General features: G+C 41.2%; 15 protein-coding genes. All 15 read left to right on the top strand.

The features are described from left to right. The first annotated feature begins 71 nt into the window (after window positions 1-71). The 15 genes from NYE54_RS27305 to NYE54_RS27235 all read left to right on the top strand — a co-directional run bounded on the left by NYE54_RS27305 (window position 72) and on the right by NYE54_RS27235 (window position 16,166). Complete coding sequence (locus NYE54_RS27305) at window positions 72-1,682, top strand: hypothetical protein (protein ID WP_339267586.1); 1,611 nt, start codon at window positions 72-74, stop codon at window positions 1,680-1,682. A gap of 1 nt (window position 1,683) precedes the next feature. Then, window positions 1,684-2,208, top strand: a complete 525-nt coding sequence (locus NYE54_RS27300) for a hypothetical protein (protein ID WP_339267585.1) — start codon at window positions 1,684-1,686, stop codon at window positions 2,206-2,208. A 254-nt stretch (window positions 2,209-2,462) separates the two neighbouring features. After that, a complete protein-coding gene (locus NYE54_RS27295; RefSeq protein ID WP_339267583.1) occupies window positions 2,463-5,561 on the top strand; it encodes a hypothetical protein in 3,099 nt (1,032 codons plus the stop codon). Then, the gene (locus NYE54_RS27290) at window positions 5,554-6,063 is read left to right on the top strand and encodes a hypothetical protein (RefSeq protein ID WP_339267581.1); all 510 of its coding nucleotides are present in this window, start codon (window positions 5,554-5,556) and stop codon (window positions 6,061-6,063) included. The genes NYE54_RS27295 and NYE54_RS27290 overlap by 8 nt, the downstream gene beginning before the upstream one ends. A 192-nt stretch (window positions 6,064-6,255) precedes the next feature. After that, the gene (locus tag NYE54_RS27285) at window positions 6,256-6,465 is read left to right on the top strand and encodes a hypothetical protein (protein WP_339267579.1); all 210 of its coding nucleotides are present in this window, start codon (window positions 6,256-6,258) and stop codon (window positions 6,463-6,465) included. 139 nt (window positions 6,466-6,604) lie between these two features. After that, the gene (locus NYE54_RS27280) at window positions 6,605-6,886 is read left to right on the top strand and encodes an EndoU domain-containing protein (RefSeq protein WP_339267577.1); all 282 of its coding nucleotides are present in this window, start codon (window positions 6,605-6,607) and stop codon (window positions 6,884-6,886) included. Between the two features lie 23 nt (window positions 6,887-6,909). Beyond that, window positions 6,910-7,380, top strand: coding sequence for a hypothetical protein (locus tag NYE54_RS27275; protein WP_339267575.1), 471 nt, complete (start codon window positions 6,910-6,912; stop codon window positions 7,378-7,380). 127 nt (window positions 7,381-7,507) lie between these two features. Then, on the top strand, window positions 7,508-7,915 hold the full coding sequence (locus NYE54_RS27270; protein ID WP_339267573.1) for a hypothetical protein: 408 nt from the start codon (window positions 7,508-7,510) through the stop codon (window positions 7,913-7,915). A 96-nt stretch (window positions 7,916-8,011) separates the two neighbouring features. After that, entirely contained in the window at window positions 8,012-8,512 is a 501-nt protein-coding gene (locus tag NYE54_RS27265; protein ID WP_339267571.1) for a hypothetical protein, read from the top strand. 390 nt (window positions 8,513-8,902) lie between these two features. Then, entirely contained in the window at window positions 8,903-9,199 is a 297-nt protein-coding gene (locus NYE54_RS27260; protein WP_339267570.1) for a deaminase domain-containing protein, read from the top strand. 15 nt (window positions 9,200-9,214) lie between these two features. Then, the gene (locus NYE54_RS27255) at window positions 9,215-9,577 is read left to right on the top strand and encodes an Imm3 family immunity protein (protein WP_076324576.1); all 363 of its coding nucleotides are present in this window, start codon (window positions 9,215-9,217) and stop codon (window positions 9,575-9,577) included. A 231-nt stretch (window positions 9,578-9,808) separates the two neighbouring features. Beyond that, window positions 9,809-10,333: a hypothetical protein gene (locus NYE54_RS27250; RefSeq protein WP_339267567.1), complete on the top strand. Its 525-nt coding sequence runs from the start codon at window positions 9,809-9,811 to the stop codon at window positions 10,331-10,333. Between the two features lie 726 nt (window positions 10,334-11,059). Next, entirely contained in the window at window positions 11,060-12,217 is a 1,158-nt protein-coding gene (locus NYE54_RS27245) for a response regulator (RefSeq protein ID WP_339267565.1), read from the top strand. A 170-nt stretch (window positions 12,218-12,387) separates the two neighbouring features. Then, window positions 12,388-12,879 carry a hypothetical protein gene (locus NYE54_RS27240; RefSeq protein WP_339267563.1) on the top strand — a complete coding sequence of 164 codons (492 nt, stop codon included), beginning with the start codon at window positions 12,388-12,390 and terminating at the stop codon, window positions 12,877-12,879. 134 nt (window positions 12,880-13,013) lie between these two features. Then, window positions 13,014-16,166, top strand: coding sequence for an ATP-binding protein (locus NYE54_RS27235; RefSeq protein ID WP_339267561.1), 3,153 nt, complete (start codon window positions 13,014-13,016; stop codon window positions 16,164-16,166). Window positions 16,167-16,268 lie beyond the last annotated feature (102 nt).

The following is a 16,268-nucleotide window of genomic DNA, read 5'->3' as shown; positions in this document are numbered from 1 at the left end:
TATAATGCAACCAACAAACTTTCAAAAGCTCATTCCAACTTAAATCCAATAATATTGCAGAGATCATTAATATGATCATTAAACTTGCACAACATGGATCCAGAAAAAATAAAAAAGCTAGCCATGTTCCGGCCGGCACGTATATTATGCCGAGTTGGACTGAGGAAGACAATCAAAAAATTAGGGACGATGCAGCGGCACGTTTTAGAGATCCGGCAATCAGAAATGATGCCAAAGAGTCGCTAAGAGGGCTAGGAAATAATGAGTTAAAGAAACGCTACCAAGAAAAGTTCATTCCACCCCCACCTAAGGCAAAGAGAAAGTCAGATAAGGAAAGAGCCCAAGAACAGCAAGAATATGCGGAGTTCTATCAAAACTATGTAGATATACGAAGTGGCAAGAAGGCGCCGCCTAAACAGTCAACCTCCCCATGGAAAGCTGTGAAGGATCAGCTACCGATAAAGGAACTGAAGGCTCATATCGAGAAACAGGCTAATCATAATGAGGCTTTACAGGGGCTTGTGAATGTATCCAAAGCATTATCGGGTTCGATAGGAAAATGGGGGGATCGTTGGGAGGAGCGAAGAGAGGAACATCAATTAAATGAGTTGATTCCGCAGGTACCGGATTATCTTAGCAAAATCCCGGACGAGGGGATCTATTTTTCACGTTTCACCTTTGAGGAGCTCGTGGTTAAACAGCAAAAATTGATGACAGAACTCAATTTATTGTTTGGAGTCGTAGCTTTCGTAGGTGCTTTTTTCACCGCAGGAGGTTCGTTATATTTATTAGCTGCAGTCAACGGAGTTTGGGGCGTCGCACAGATCGGTGTAAGTACCATGAAACTGCGGGATTTAAATGATGGGGAAGTATCTGACACAAGCTTCTTCGGGATTAATCAGGAAATGCTGGATGTGACCGGGTTAATGCTAGGAGCGGTGGATCTAGCGATACTTGGGAAAACGTTGCTTAAAGGGGGAAAACGAGTTGCAAATGCTAAGAACATGAATGCGGTACAGGAACTGGCTCAGCAGAAACCTCCTATAAAGGGGGCGGGGGATTCTCCTAAGACACCTAGAACAGGACCGGAATGGGATGAGTATTTCCGATCAAAATATGGTGATGAGAATGTGGACTGGAAAACTAGCTCAGAGTACAAACTATATGGTGACAAGTATATTCCTTATACACCTAAAATCAGGCCAAATGCTATCATTACAAAGCCTTCGTTACCTAAAGGCGGGAAACCGGAAGGAAATTATGCGAAAATTCCACCAAAAGGGGACAGGGGATTAGAAAGACAAAATGAAGCTGCTGATGTGCTCTCAGAACAAGGGTATCGTACTGTAATGCTTGATGAACTTCCAAATGGAAATGCTTTTGATGGAAATGGCTATGGTATTAATCCTGATAAAAGTCCAGACTTCATAATAGAGGGGCAAGTGTTTGATTGTTATGCTCCTGATTCAACTAATCTATCGAACATTCTTAAAATGCTCAGAGATAAAACTACGAATCAAGCAAGAAGAATAGTGTTAAATTTGAATGATTATCCTATAGAAAAAAGAGCTGAACTTATTGAGTTTTTATTAAGTCAAGCTCACAAGGATTTAAAACATTTAAATGAACTATTAGTCATCGAAGGTCGTCAAGTAACTAGAGCGTACTGGAGGTATGAGTAAAATGGATTATTCGTTAAGTATTGGTTCTAATTTGCCTAAAAAAGAATTGGGGAAATTGCTCTACAATATGTTATGCGAAGTATTATTTATAGAATTAATTAATTATGAGGCAGAGGTATGGGATCGAACTGGTACTCAATACGTAAGTGTTGGCTGCACATATTTTTCAATGAGCATTGAATTAGATGATGAGGATGACTATATAGAACGTTATAGGAAGGCAAACCTCGAAGCGTATGGTGTGGATACGAATGTTTTTATTAGTATTCAATTTATAACGAGTACGTTTGATATCGGATGGTTAAAACTACTCGAAGTAATTGGAAAATTATTGCGGTTAAATAATCTGGATTTGGTTGTTGAGGATCACACCACGTATCCTCTATTGAAAAGAGCTAAAGGGCGTTTGTTTATTAATAGTAATTTAGATTATCGAACATGGTATATGACTAAGGAAAATCTAGAACTACTGAATTATCCTTATCAAGAAGAAGATTTTTTAAAAGATAGCGAGCACGAAAAGTAATTTCTTTTTCTTAGTTAACAACAAATCTATCAATTACTATTATAGAAATTAATAGTATAACCTGTAGGTTTGTGAAAATGCGTCCTATATTCTAATAGAAATCGTATAATGCAACCAAAAACAAACTAAAAAAACAAACTAAACACTAAAAAATCAGAAACACTTAATAAACTTTCAAAAGTTCATTCCAACTAAAATTCAATACTATTGCTGAGCTTATTAACAGCTTATTTCTACTTGATTGTTAGGTAGGAATGAGCTTTTTTATTATTTCTGGATCCATGTTGTGCAAGTTTAATGATCATACCCGTTGTTATATTTCAACGACCATGTCAGAGGAACAAGCCGATATATGCTTAAGAAATGGTACATACCGAGATAGCTTGCTTATACGTAAATCTACCGAGCAGGGGAATGAGTACCTGTTCGCAGGTGGAATCTCCAATATCGATATTCAGATGGAAGATGGTATTCCCCATGTAACCATAGAAGGCCTGTCGCGAACCTATGAAATGGATCGGCATTTAGAGAGTCGTTCCTTTCAGAACAAGTCCCTGACTTATACCGATTTGATTCGGCAGATTGCCAATTTGTATCCCGGAGGGGATGCCCAGAACGAAGCTACGCCCCCCGAAGCGACAATTGGTCAGCTCCTTGTTCAGTATGAAGAGACGAATTGGCAGTTTTTAAAGAGGCTGGCATCACGGATCGGTACGGTCATCCTTCCTGATATCGTCATGGATGCGCCTCGGGTTTATTTTGGCGTACCTGATTTCTCATGGGGGAAGGTTATCCGATCCCATTATTATTCGATCATTAAAGATCGGGGGAACTTTCTTGATATACAAGCGAATTCGGATGTGAGCTCAGACTTGGGGGAGTCTGACTTCGTCAGTTACCGGGTACATACGAATCAGTACTGCCAGGTGGGGGACAACGTTTCTTTTAAGGGACAGATGTGGGTAGTTACGGAATCCGTTATTACTTATGAGTCTGGTTTAATCTATTATGAATATGTACTGATGCAGCGTGCGGCACTTCGGCGTAAGGTAAGAACGAATCGTGCGCTTCAGGGAGTTGCCTTGGAAGGACGCGTTATAAAACGCGGTAACAACATGGTTAAGGTGCATTTGGATATTGATCACGATCATGACGAACGAGGGAATTGGTGGTTTCCGTACTCGCCGGAAGGCAATAACATCTTTCACTGTATGCCGGAAAAAGGGGCGCGCATCAAAGTTTATTTTCCTGAAGGAACGGAGAAAAAGGCGATTGCCATCAACTCCGTGCGAGGCAGAAACGATGAGATGAAATCGCGCACCGTCTTCCAGAAGCCGATGACAAAAGTATTCCATATGCCTGGAGCGGCGAAGATGGAACTTGGTGAAGACGGTGTATTATTCGAGAAGAATACCGTCAGTTTAACTCTGGATGGGAACGATATTTCATTAAACGCTACAGAATCCATTCTTGTAGTCGCGTCCAATGAAATCGAGCTAGGCGGCCAAAATATGCCGGAGCATATCAAGCTCGTGGCTAACGAGACGATCACCTTCTTCACCAACACGGATCATTATCTGGAAATCCGGCCGGAGTATGTAGGGATTAAAGGCAAAAAGGTGAGTCTTGAGAAAGTCGAAATGGACTTTCTGGATATGCTTACGGATGAAGAGCTTGAGAAGTTGTATGTGGATCATGAATTAGAGGTAGCGAATAAAGAAAGAAAAGAAAATCGAAGATACATTAGCGGATTTTCTGCACCGGCTTATCATTGGACGGAAGAAGTTCGACAAAAAATTACAAACGATGCCATTGCTCGAGTACAAAATCCGAAAACGAAAGAGAGCGCTAAAGAATCATTAAAATCCCTAGGTGAAAATGAATTACAGAGGCGTTATAAAGAAAAATTCATTCCACCCCCACCTAAGCCTGAGAACAAGTCAAAAAAGGAAAGAGCCCAAGAACAGCAAGAATATGCGGAGTTCTATCAAGGCTACATCGACATTCGAAGTGGCAAGAAGGCGCCGCCTAAGCAGCCAACCTCCCCATGGAAAGCTGTGAAGGCTCATATAGAGAATCAGGCTAAAGATAATGAAGCGTTACAGGGGCTTGTGAATGTATCAAAGGCATTATCTGGCTCGATAGAAAAATGGGGGGATCGTTGGGAGGAGCGAAGAGAGGAACATCAATTAAACGAGTTGATTCCGCAGGTACCGGATTATTTTAGCAAAATCCCGGATGAGGATATCTATTTTTCACGTTTCACCTTTGAGGAGCTCGTGGTTAAACAGCAAAAATTGATGACAGAACTCAACTTATTGTTTGGAGCCGTAGCTGTAGTAGGTGCCTTTTTCACCGCAGGTGGTTCGTTATATTTATTAGCTATAGCCAACGGAGTTTGGGGCGTTGCACAGATCGGTGTAAGTACCATGAAGCTGCAGGATTTAAATGATGGGGTAGTATCCGACACAAGCTTCTTAGGGATTAATCAGGAAATGCTGGATGTGACAGGGTTAATGCTAGGAGCGGTGGATCTAGCGATACTTGGGAAAAGTCTGTTGAAAGGGGCCAAAGGAGCTTATAATGCTAGATATGTGAAGGGGATTGACCAGGTTTCTACACCTAAGACTCGCTTTAAACGTGGGCAAGATAGAAGACAGAAAGAAATGGCAATGCGAGTTCGGCAAGCCGTTGAAGAGAGCAGAGCTATTAGAAGAGCTTCTAAAGATAAGAGAGATTTATATTTCAAGAAAGAGAAGGAATTATATGAAGCTTTAAAGAAAAAGAAAACAAGCTCAAGTGGATCGTTTGGGGGGGCAGGACAAGCTCCTAAAAGATTTGGAGAGCCTCCTGTTGAAACAAAACTAAAAATTGATATAGCGACAGAGAAGAAGGCAGAATTGATAAGAGCAAGTGGATTGGATAATATTGAGCAACTTGCTAAAAACACAGGTCTTAGTGTTGAGGAAGCTAAAAATCTTAAATCCCATATGTTTTTAAATGAATATGAATTGTGTCATTATGATCAACAAGGGCTTTATTATTATAAATCACGACTCACCCCTGACTCAGAAGTTGTATATGCGTTTACTAAAGCGCAAACTGGAGAATTAACTCCCCAAGGTAAGGAATGGTTCAAACAGTTAGCGGCACATGAATTAGCAGAAAAAAAACTAATGGAGAGTGGTCTTAGTTACCGACATCCTGACTCATGGGATGGCATGAAATTTACAAATGATCCACCTGGCGCTCATGACTTGGCACCTAAGCAACCTGATTTTGGCTCATTCCCAGGGTATGAGGAAGATGTTGCTAAATTTTATAATCTCAAATGGAGTGAACTATATGACTGATTTCTTGGAAAAGGCAATAACACGTATCTCAAAAATTGCTTGGGGAACTTCTGAAACAAAAAAGAAATCAAGTGAACTTTTAATTGCCGAGTATTTGAGGAGAAGTTCACTATTTTTGGAGGGGAAATCAACTGAATCGGGGCCTTTCTTTAGTCCTGCAAAAGTGTTGGGCTCTAATCTGGATTTAGAGGATATTATCACTAGTATTTTTTCAGAATCAGGTAAACCAAATCTATTATGTAAAACAATATGTTTACGTTATCTTGAATGGGTCTCTTTAGTTGGGAAAGGAAAAAGAATTAAAGGTGAATATCTAGATATTTACGAGCCATTGATTAAGTATTTTGAAAGAGGGGGAACTCTTAGACTTGATCAGGGTATCTATTTGGATTATGGGTTCGGTGCATTTCCCATAGATAATTGGCGTGAACGATATTCAAAGTTACATGCTATTGATATTTCAGACGAAAATTTAGATAACGTTGATATTGAAAGTAATTGAAATGTCAATTTTTATGTTTTCAATCCTAACAACAAGATCGTACAATACAACCAACAACCAAACAAAAAATAATTGAAACACTTGATAAACTTTCAAAGCTCTTTCTAACTTGTTTTACAAGCTCTTTCCCACTTGAACCATAAGTAGGAATGAGCTTTTTTGCATGCTCAAAATCAAAGGAGGAAAAGGTGAATGGCGAAATTTGAACAGGTAGTAGAGGAAACATTGGGTTTAATTGCTCAGGCCCAAGCAGAATATGAAACGATAGTGGAGGAAGTAAGAAGTTACTGTCAGAAAGCACGAGCGTTACGGCAACAGGCTGATGAGTTAAGACGATCTGGAAGTACGGACTCAAGTAGCAACAGAAATAAGCAAGCTATTGGAATAGGCCGATTATTATAACCATCTTGCAGATCAGAAGGACGGGCACCCAAGACTCGAAATCCTGCACCGTATAGATAGTTTGGAACGAGAAGCTGTGCTAAAAGTCACAACGGGCACAGCTGAGTAGGAAGTTGCTAATGGATTTCATTATGAAGGATTGCCAAATAGTAATGGTAAAATCGTTGGTAATATTAATCCACCTAATGAGTTCGGTGTATATCGAGTCAATATTGAAGTCAATGGAGTATTAAAGAAGGTTAAAGTTACATTTTTCCCCAAGAAGTGGACTCCACAGCAAGTGATAGATGCCATAAATGAAGCCTTTGCTAATAAAGAGGTTCATAAGAATAATAAATATAGAGGAAATACGGATGCGGGTATGCGGATAGAAATGGTGATCAGGAATGGTAAGATTATTTCAGCGTATCCGTTGTATTAGTAAAAAGAATGGGGATATGTAGTATGATTAAATATAGATATTCATTAGATTATAAAGAAAAAGATGATGAAGTTGTATTAGATTTTAATGATGAAGAATCATTGGAATTTGCATATATGATAAGTGACCCATTAGGATTTGATATACCTTGGAGATTCAAAGACTTGAAAAAGGATATTGATAATTATATAAATCTATTAAGGGGAAGTATACCCGAATATAGGCACGGAGGGAATGAATCAAGCGTTATATCTTATAGAGACTATACAATAATTGAAGATCCATTTTATGATGAAGAAGAAGATGAGGTAGAACCGATCTGTAAATTAGAGACAGTTGAATTTGTGAAAATCATATTAGTGTGGGCGTATGAAAATTATAAATATAAAAGTGAGAGGGGGGCTATTGCTCGTGAGGAGGCGGGAATAGTTATGAATTGGATTGAACAAAAAATGATAGAAGTTAAGAGTATAGAAAATAACGTATTATCATAACAAATGCTATATATCTGGTAATAAAAGGCCTATTCCATGAAGTTGATAATGAGGAATAGGCTTTTTCTATGCGTAAAAGGTTGATTGGAATGAATACAAGCTTGTAGATGATTATAAACCCACATTTATGGATGAATTTCAAGAAAAAGAATATAAAGCTGCATCAAAGGATTATGATGATATTAGAAGTGTTGGTATGACTGATATTGAACAGGTTGCAAAAAATACTGGTATGACAATAGAAGAAATTAGGGCTATGAAACAACACATGTTTTTTGATACACATAAAATCCCTTTAGATGATCAAAGTTATCGAGTTGGCCACTTTACTCCTGATTTAGAGGTTGGTTTTATATGGAAAGAAGCACAAAAAGGTGAGCTGGATCCAAAACAAAAAAAGTGGTTTCAAGAGTTAGCTAAACATGAATTGACTGAAAGTGAAAAAATGAAACAGGCTACCCATATAAAAATCCTGGTTCGTATCGAAAAGATACTGATGATTTTGGTTCAGATCCTCCTGGTGCACATGATGTAGCTTCTGATCAACCTTCATTTGAACTCCCTGGAGCATATGACTATTATGCGAAAAAAGTTCTTGGGCAATAAAAATAGAGAAGATGGAGCGAAATAAATGATGGAAAATTTTAATCAGGCAATGAAGCGTATTTCTGCAGTAGATTGGAGTTGTATTGGACACAAGCAAGCAAGATCACATGTTCATTTGAGTAAAGAATACTTAAGAAGAGGATCAATATTTCTCCAAAATTATCCCGGGCCTTGTAGGTATCCTTTTATTATCATTTCAAATTCGATAACTAAGTCACAAGTGAGTGTTGATGAATTACAAATACTAAAGGAGATTGACAATAGTTATGTTAGAGAAATTGTTAAAAGTTATTTAGAGTTAAACGCACTCATTGATGAAGGAAATCAAATTGCTATTGATAATAAAGATTTGTTTGAGCCAGCAATAAAGCTATATGAAAGAGGTGGCCATTTCTTTATAAGGGCAGGTTATTTGAATGTAGCTGGTGCTACTGATTTTCTTTCGCTTGCAAATCGAGTTAAAAGGGAACCACTTGATATAAGTGATGAAACCTTGGATGCGCTAGATAATGGTTGTGCCGAGTAAACTATTGTTACATTTATCAATATTGATTGAACCGCTTAGTGACGATTAAAACAATCATTCAACCAGTAACCCATGCAAAAATATAGATTGGGTTTACAATTTGGCAACAAGATCGTACAATACAACCAACAAACCAATCCCTAAACCATTCAAACACTTGATGGAACTTTCAAAGCTCTTTCCAACTTGAAACATAAGTAGGAACGGGCTTTTTTTCATGGTTACACTGTCTTTTATCATAATGCCTACCAGAAAACTGTAATTACTAAAGGCTTGTTTCTACCCAAACCCAGGGTGGAAAACATTTTAAAGCAAGCCGCGCTGATCATGGGACGAAAGTAAAGATCATTAAGCAAAACAGTGATAAATACTCGGTATGAATATGTACTGATGCAGCGTGCGGCACTTCGGGAAAGCGAATGGAACTATACTCCACGTGATGTAAACCCTGAAGACATCGTCGATGGAGCAGGAGCTTACCCAAGGAAATGGGATACTGAATTTAAGATTCTGGATGATATTACTAACGAGCTAAAAAAATTGAAACCTGAACAGCGCAAAGGGAGGATTGACTTATACACTGACCGTGAGCCTTGTGCGAGTTGTAGTCCGATAATCGAACAATTTAAAGCGAAATACCCTAATATTGAGGTGTTTGTGTACTTTGTTAAAGAGCTAAAAAGATAATGGAAGGTGACTTGAATGTTTGAAAAAATTACTTACGAGGAATTAATGGAGTATGTTCCAAATGATTTTGATAGGTTTGTATCCGATGGTTTATCTTCAATTCAAGCTGTTTCAAGGTTAATCAACGAGTATGAAAACCAAACAGATGACTATGAGGATGTCAGGTGGATGTTTACAGTATTACTAGCAGAGATAGGTATAAAGCACGATTGTTTGAGAGATGAGATTAAGATAGAGGCACTTAATATTATAAACGATAAGAAATTAGTGGATTACTGGAAAGAAGAAGGGATAAATGATACAGAATTATTCAACAGAGTTTCACATTTAGAAAAAGTGGAAAATATCATTATAGAGTTTGAGTCTAATATCAAGTAAGGGGCTGTCAACATTTTTATGTAAGCCCAATTGCAACCCCAGTAACTAGATCGTACAACCAACCAACAAACTAAACAATTCAAACACTTGATAAACTTTTATAAGCTCTTTCCAGCTTAATATATAAGTTGGAATGGGCTTTTTTGCGTGCCCAAAATAAAAGGAGGATGAAACGAATGGCATGTAAGGACAGATAAGTCAGGGATTGATGGGAGTGGAGGTATAAGTAAAATGGATTATTCGTTAAGTATTGGTTCTAATTTTCCTAAAAAAGAATTGGGGAAACTGTTCTACAATATGTTAAGCGAAGTATTATTTGTAGAATTAATTAATTATGAGGCAGAGGTATGGGATCGAACTGGTACTGAACGCGTAAGTATCGGTTGCACATATTTTTCAATGAGCATTAATTTAGATGATGAGGATGATTATATAGAACGTTATCGGAAGGCAAACTTCGAAGCGTTTGGTGTAGATACGAATGTTTTTATTAGTATTCAATTTAAAACGCATGCGTTTGATATCGGATGGTTAAAGTTTCTCGAAGTAATCGGGAAATTATTTCAGTTAAACAATCTGGATTTGGTTGTTGAGGACCACACCACATATCCTCTACTAAAGAGAATTAAAGGACGTGTGTTTATAAATAGTAATTTAGATTATCGAACATGGTATATGACTAAAGAAAATCTAGAACTACTGAGTTATCCTTACCAAGAAGAAGATTTTTTTGAAGATAGTGAGAATAGAAGGTAAATTCCCCCTGTTTTACAATGACATCAGAGTTTGTAAATTATCGTTTATTACAACCAACAACGCCACAATGCGAGTTATCTTCCATTGTGGTATTCTTTTTTTATTTGTCGCTATAACTCAGTACCACAAGTGGCGGCTATTCAAAAAGAGTCCACCATTGCCGAATGAACCCTTTATTCATGAAGGAACCGAATTTATTATTTTTGATAAAACACATAAAAAACGCCCCTGAACCAAGAGGAAAAGGATCAAATGGCGGGCGTATAATATACTAGAATCTAAATATTATAAGCAATATACGGTGTTTTTAAAAGAAGTGGATGGTGCACGCTGTGGAGTAGTTGACTTATGGTTAGAAGTTGGACAAGTATTATATGGGATGTAAAGTAAATATATAAAATTTTTAAACGGATAGATGATATAGATAAACTCGTAGAATCCTATTTTTGGATTGTTAATCCGATCCTTTATTACGTGCTCTGCACAATTTTAGTGATACTAATTGTCATGGGTACGGTACAGGAATAAGGCTTATAGGACAACCCAAAGCGAAGTGTTAAATAGAGTAAAGTTATATCAGTATCGTACATACAGCCTGTGGTCTGCCGGTGAAAACTCTGCGAAAGTTGAGAATTTTGTAAAACATGCTTTCGCTTGTTGCAACAATGCGAAGGAATCAATATAGTTAAATGTGACCGTATTTTTCCAATCCGAGGAGTAATATGAATGAAGGTAATTCTCGTAGATGACGAACCGTTGGCCTTGAAGTATTTAGAACGTCAGCTGTTAAAACTGGATACCATGTCTATAGATGTAATCGGTACATATACGAATCCCTTTGAAGGACGAGACGAAATTCTTACGAGGGACGTTGATATCGTGTTCTTGGATATCAGCTTGCCGGAATTGAACGGCATTGAGCTGGCAGAGCAACTGCTTGAGCAGAAGCCTCATCTCTGTATTGTATTTGTGACGGGGTATCACGAATATGCAGTCACCGCGTTTGAATTGAATGCCGTAGACTATATTGTTAAACCTGTCCAGCTTGATCGAGTCGCCAAAACGATGGAGCGTTTGCGAAGCCGCATTGCGTCCAGACCGGAAGAGGTCATGGAGTCCAATCGAAACATTCGGATGACGATGTTCCGTCAGGTTATGATCGAGCAGCCGAATGAGCAGGGGCAATTCGCTCTGCTTCATTGGCGGACAACCCGGGCTCAGGAGATATTCATTTATCTGCTCCAGCATAGAGGTCAGCTTGTACGAAAGTCGGCATTGATTGATATGTTATGGCCGGATTTTGATATGGATAAAGCCTATCCCCAGCTGTACACGGCTATTTATCATATCCGAAAAACATTGGAGCCTTATGATGCCCGCTTCCAAATCACCAACACGACAGAAGGCTACGTGCTGAATATGGAAGGCGTGCAGTTGGACATTGAGGAGTGGGAGAGTTGGTTCGAATTAAATCCCTCCGTGTCGGCTGAATTGATTGATCGGCATATTGAAATGATGAAGTTGTATACGGGGGACTACCTGCAGGAATATGACTACTGGTGGGCAGAAGGAGAGCGTCAAAGGCTGAAGGAGTTGTGGCTTAGCGTTTCTTTATCCATGGCGGAATGGTATGTGGATCAGGAACGCATCGAGGAAGCCATATTATGCTACTTCTCGATCCAGAGGCAGCATCATCTGGAGGAAAAGGCTTATTTTTCATTGATGAAAATATATGCTTTGCAGGATAATCCGGCCCAAGTGCACCGTCAATTCAGTCTTCTGTGTCAGGTGTTGGAAGATGAGATGGGCGAGGAGCCAAGTCCTTACATTGTGAAATGGTACGACGAATGGAGCAATGGAATCCAAGTCACCAGTATGAAATAGATGAAATAGCCAAACACACATTCGATATGAAATCACCGGTTGATCGACCGGTGATTTTTTGTATCTTGTTGCCCGATTTTATGGATCTCCCGTGTTGTTCAGAAATTGTAGAGGACAGCCTCCTATACTGTGGAGTGAACCACAACAATCGGGAGGTACATGATTCGGTTATGAAATTCATTCGGAAATTTAAGGAATCTTCGCTGCATAAGGCCATGGGATTGGAGCTTGGAACGTTTCGGGAGATCGAGCTTGATGCGGAGAAGGACCTCCAGCATTGCAGAGGCTTCTATGTTCACTTCAACGGCAAGCGGATTGGCATCGTTGCTACTGATGAGGGTCCGGTATTTCTGTGTGGTCAGGAAAAGTACTTGCTGGATGAGCGTACCGTTCATTTTTTGTTGCAAAAAAATGCCGAGGTTAACACATTTATTTTTATGTGGGACGGGGGAGTGAAACTCCAAATCCCTTATTTGCGGTCGTTGATCGAGTACAACGGAAAATGGGTGGATGATTCGATTTTTGACTTTTTTTCGTGGATCTATGAAGCATCCGGGAGAAAAAGATTCTACTCTTATTATACGGTGAAGCATGTATCCGCTGCGGAATTATGTCCGTACCAGCCGCTGCAGCGCCCAGGCAAGACATTATCGTTTGTATAGCGGCCTGACCAGATCTGCTTATTTATTGGACTTTATGGAAAAGGAACAGACAACGGCTCTGTAACGATGTAAAATAATGGACAGTTATGCAGTGTTGTTGATTTTTTACAATATGTTATAAGGGACTGTTATGATTGTCGACCTATTCCAACTTGAAATCGAAACCGATCTCCGGCAGAAGGCTGCTGGGGATTACTTTTCTGTTTATTGTCATCTTACTTTCCGTGCGGTTGGCGTATTTTAAAATCATCATGATCCCTGAGGAAGTTCCGTTTCAGCAAGGCGTGCTGGATCTTCGGGATTGGCAGGCGGATGACCGCAATACGGTTGCGCTGAACGGGGAATGGGCCTTTTATCCGAATCAGTGGATGGGCCCGGATAGAGTGTCTCAAGGGGAGCGGCAGCCTGCCGCCGATCCGCGCTGGATACAGGTTCCCGATCCATGGGAAGGCGTAAACGAGAACGGGAACCAAATGGGCTTCGGAACTTATCGTCTTAAGCTGCTCGTACCGGAGCGTAACGTAACTTACGGCCTCTGGATCACCGATATTCGTACAGCCTATCGTTTGTATGTCAATGGCGAGTTATTGTACGAATCCGGACATCCCTCCGATACGCCGGAGACCCATGTGGCAAGAAACGTACCCCATGTCGAATTCATCCCTCCGGCTGCCGATGATGAACTGGATATCATCCTGGAAGTGAGCAATTATCAATATGCCGATTCAGGCGGGATCAAGCTGCCGATCAAATTCGGGACAGCAGAAGCGGTGATGAAGGGGAAAGCGTTCTCGGAGAACATGCAGCTGCTGGTCTGCATTGTGCTATATCTTCATGTCATGTATGTCTTAATCTTGTATCTAATCGGCTATCGGAGCAAAGGCCTCTTTTATTTTGCGGCTCTTATCCTGTTTACGCTGCTGGCCACGCTGGTTGACGACGATAAACTCCTGCTCGTTTGGCAGCCTGCTATTAGTTTCGAATGGTCAGTAAAGATTAAGGTTGTTGCTTATGTGGCGATATCATTATGTTTGATTCTGTGTACCAAGCATTTGCTCCGGCCGAGAATCAAAGAAGGATTTTACCGGGCCTATACGATCCTTGTGGTTTCGTATGCCGTCGCCTATTTGCTGCTTCCGTTTCATCTGACGGTACATCTCTCTACTTATTTATCATTCGTATTAATAAGTTCCGTGCTGTTCCTGCCTTCGATTGCCAGGAAGGCGGTCAGCGAACGGACGGAAGCGGCCATATTTATCTTGCTGTCGGCGGTTGCCGTTTCCTGCAACATTATCGTAAGCGGAATTTTAAGGTTCCGGTATTTTAAGGAACTGCCGTATTACCCGATTGATCTGATCGTTGCGTTTCTCGGATTTGCTTCCTTCTGGTTTATCCGCTTTACCCGAAACGCTGTCGTGCTGAGGGAACAGGCAGAGCAGCTGAAGCAGGCGGACAAGATGAAGGATGAATTTCTGGCAAATACGTCCCATGAACTGCGAAATCCGCTGCACGGGATGATTAACATGGCGCAAACGCTGCTGGAACGCAAGGGGAGTTTGCTTCAACAAGAGGATCGTGGCCACCTGGAGCTGATTACCGGCATTGGCAGGCGGATGTCGCTATTGTTGGATGACTTGCTGGATGTTTCCTTATTGAAGGAGAAGCGGATCCGGCTGAATGTGCAGAGCGTCCATCTCGGTTCGACTGCTCAAGGCGTGCTGGATATGCTCCGTCCGATGGCGGAGGGCAAGCGAATCGAGCTTATATGCGAGATCGAGGATGACTTTCCCAAGGTATGGGCAGATGAAGGCCGTTTGATTCAGATTGTATTTAATCTGATTCATAATGCAATCAAATATACGGAGTCAGGCCGAATCGCGGTGACTGCCAACGTTGTTGATGGAAGGGCTTGCGTTCACGTTCTTGATACGGGGATAGGCATGGACGAAGAGACATTAAGACGGATATTCCTCCCCTACGAGCAGGGAGACTCCAGCTTTGCCGCAGCGGAAGGCGGGTTGGGGCTTGGACTCAGCATCTGCAAGCAGCTGGTTGAGCTGCATGGCGGGGAACTCTCCGTGTCATCCACTCCGGGACAGGGAAGCTCCTTTACGTTCACGCTGAAAGTGGACGATATGATGAGGCAGGAGAAGACGGATAAACAGGAGTTTATGGCCGACTCCTCATCTTCAAATTCAGAGAAAGAGAAGGAGAGGCTATCTTACATGTCAGATAAACACGAACAGGATGATGCCGAATCCGAGGCTAAGAGGCGTTCTCGTCAAACCGATGGCAGGCTGCTCATCGTAGATGACGATCCGGTTAACCTAAAAGTTATCCATCATTTGCTTGAAGACGAAGGGTATCAGATCGTGACCGTTACCCGGGCTCAGGAAGCCCTTCAATTATTGGAGCAGGGAGAATGGGATCTCATCATATCTGATGTGATGATGCCCCAGATGTCAGGATATGAATTGTCCAGGACGATTCGGCAGAGGTATATGATATCGGAGCTTCCGATTCTGCTGCTGACCGCAAGAAACCGGCCTGAGGATATTCATATGGGCTTCATTTCCGGAGCTAACGATTATTTAATCAAACCGGTGGACCATCTGGAATTAAAAACAAGGGTACGCGCACTGCTGGAGCTGAAGCGCTCCATCAAGGAACGGCTGCATATGGAGGCAGCTTGGCTCCAGGCTCAAATTCAGCCGCATTTTTTGCACAATACCTTAAATTCGATCGCTTCACTTAGTGAGATTGACCCTTCCCGAATGGTTGCGCTGATCGGAGAATTCAGCCACTATCTGAGAGCCAGCTATGATATCAGCAACTTGGAACGTTTTATCCCGCTGGAGCAGGAGCTGGGCTTGGTTCGCTCATACCTGTATATCGAAGGGGAGCGGTTTGGGGAACGGCTGCGTGTCCGTTGGCATATTTCCGAGGAAGTTGCTGTTCAGCAGTGGAAGCTTCCCCCTTTGACCATGCAGACGATTGTGGAAAATGCGGTCGTTCATGGAGTATTGGCACGAACCCAGGGAGGGACCGTAACGATTCGCATTGTAAGTGAAGCTGAATCCGCCAAGGTCATTATCGCGGATGATGGGGCCGGGATGGATCCCGAGAAGCTCCGCTTGATGCTGGGAAGTGGACAGCGTACCGGCAAGGGAGTCGGCCTGATGAACACGGATCGTCGTTTGAAGCAAGTCTATGGGCAAGGGCTCATGATTGACAGCACAAGGGGCAGAGGAACTACCGTGTCGTTTGTCATCAGGAAGATGGCATAATGAAAGCCTGTGCCTATTAGACCTATAGTCTTTAAATCTTGGACGAATGCTTGAGGTATGGGTTAGGATGTAGAGATAATGATATTTTACTTTGCATAAAGG

Source organism: Paenibacillus sp. FSL K6-1330, assembly GCF_037976825.1.
Taxonomy (GTDB): domain Bacteria; phylum Bacillota; class Bacilli; order Paenibacillales; family Paenibacillaceae; genus Paenibacillus_AQ.
Note: the sequence above shows the minus strand (reverse complement) of the source record. Positions and strands in the feature narration are given on the sequence as shown.

Bases quoted from the DNA above. Each gene is read 5' to 3' on its own strand.
- NYE54_RS27305 (WP_339267586.1), top strand. From the start codon at position 72: ATGATCATTAAACTTGCACAACATGGATCCAGAAAAAATAAAAAAGCT.
- NYE54_RS27300 (WP_339267585.1), top strand. From the start codon at position 1,684: ATGGATTATTCGTTAAGTATTGGTTCTAATTTGCCTAAAAAAGAATTG.
- NYE54_RS27295 (WP_339267583.1), top strand. From the start codon at position 2,463: ATGAGCTTTTTTATTATTTCTGGATCCATGTTGTGCAAGTTTAATGAT.
- NYE54_RS27290 (WP_339267581.1), top strand. From the start codon at position 5,554: ATGACTGATTTCTTGGAAAAGGCAATAACACGTATCTCAAAAATTGCT.
- NYE54_RS27285 (WP_339267579.1), top strand. From the start codon at position 6,256: ATGGCGAAATTTGAACAGGTAGTAGAGGAAACATTGGGTTTAATTGCT.
- NYE54_RS27275 (WP_339267575.1), top strand. From the start codon at position 6,910: ATGATTAAATATAGATATTCATTAGATTATAAAGAAAAAGATGATGAA.
- NYE54_RS27270 (WP_339267573.1), top strand. From the start codon at position 7,508: ATGGATGAATTTCAAGAAAAAGAATATAAAGCTGCATCAAAGGATTAT.
- NYE54_RS27265 (WP_339267571.1), top strand. From the start codon at position 8,012: ATGATGGAAAATTTTAATCAGGCAATGAAGCGTATTTCTGCAGTAGAT.
- NYE54_RS27260 (WP_339267570.1), top strand. From the start codon at position 8,903: ATGCAGCGTGCGGCACTTCGGGAAAGCGAATGGAACTATACTCCACGT.
- NYE54_RS27255 (WP_076324576.1), top strand. From the start codon at position 9,215: ATGTTTGAAAAAATTACTTACGAGGAATTAATGGAGTATGTTCCAAAT.
- NYE54_RS27250 (WP_339267567.1), top strand. From the start codon at position 9,809: ATGGATTATTCGTTAAGTATTGGTTCTAATTTTCCTAAAAAAGAATTG.
- NYE54_RS27245 (WP_339267565.1), top strand. From the start codon at position 11,060: ATGAAGGTAATTCTCGTAGATGACGAACCGTTGGCCTTGAAGTATTTA.
- NYE54_RS27240 (WP_339267563.1), top strand. From the start codon at position 12,388: ATGAAATTCATTCGGAAATTTAAGGAATCTTCGCTGCATAAGGCCATG.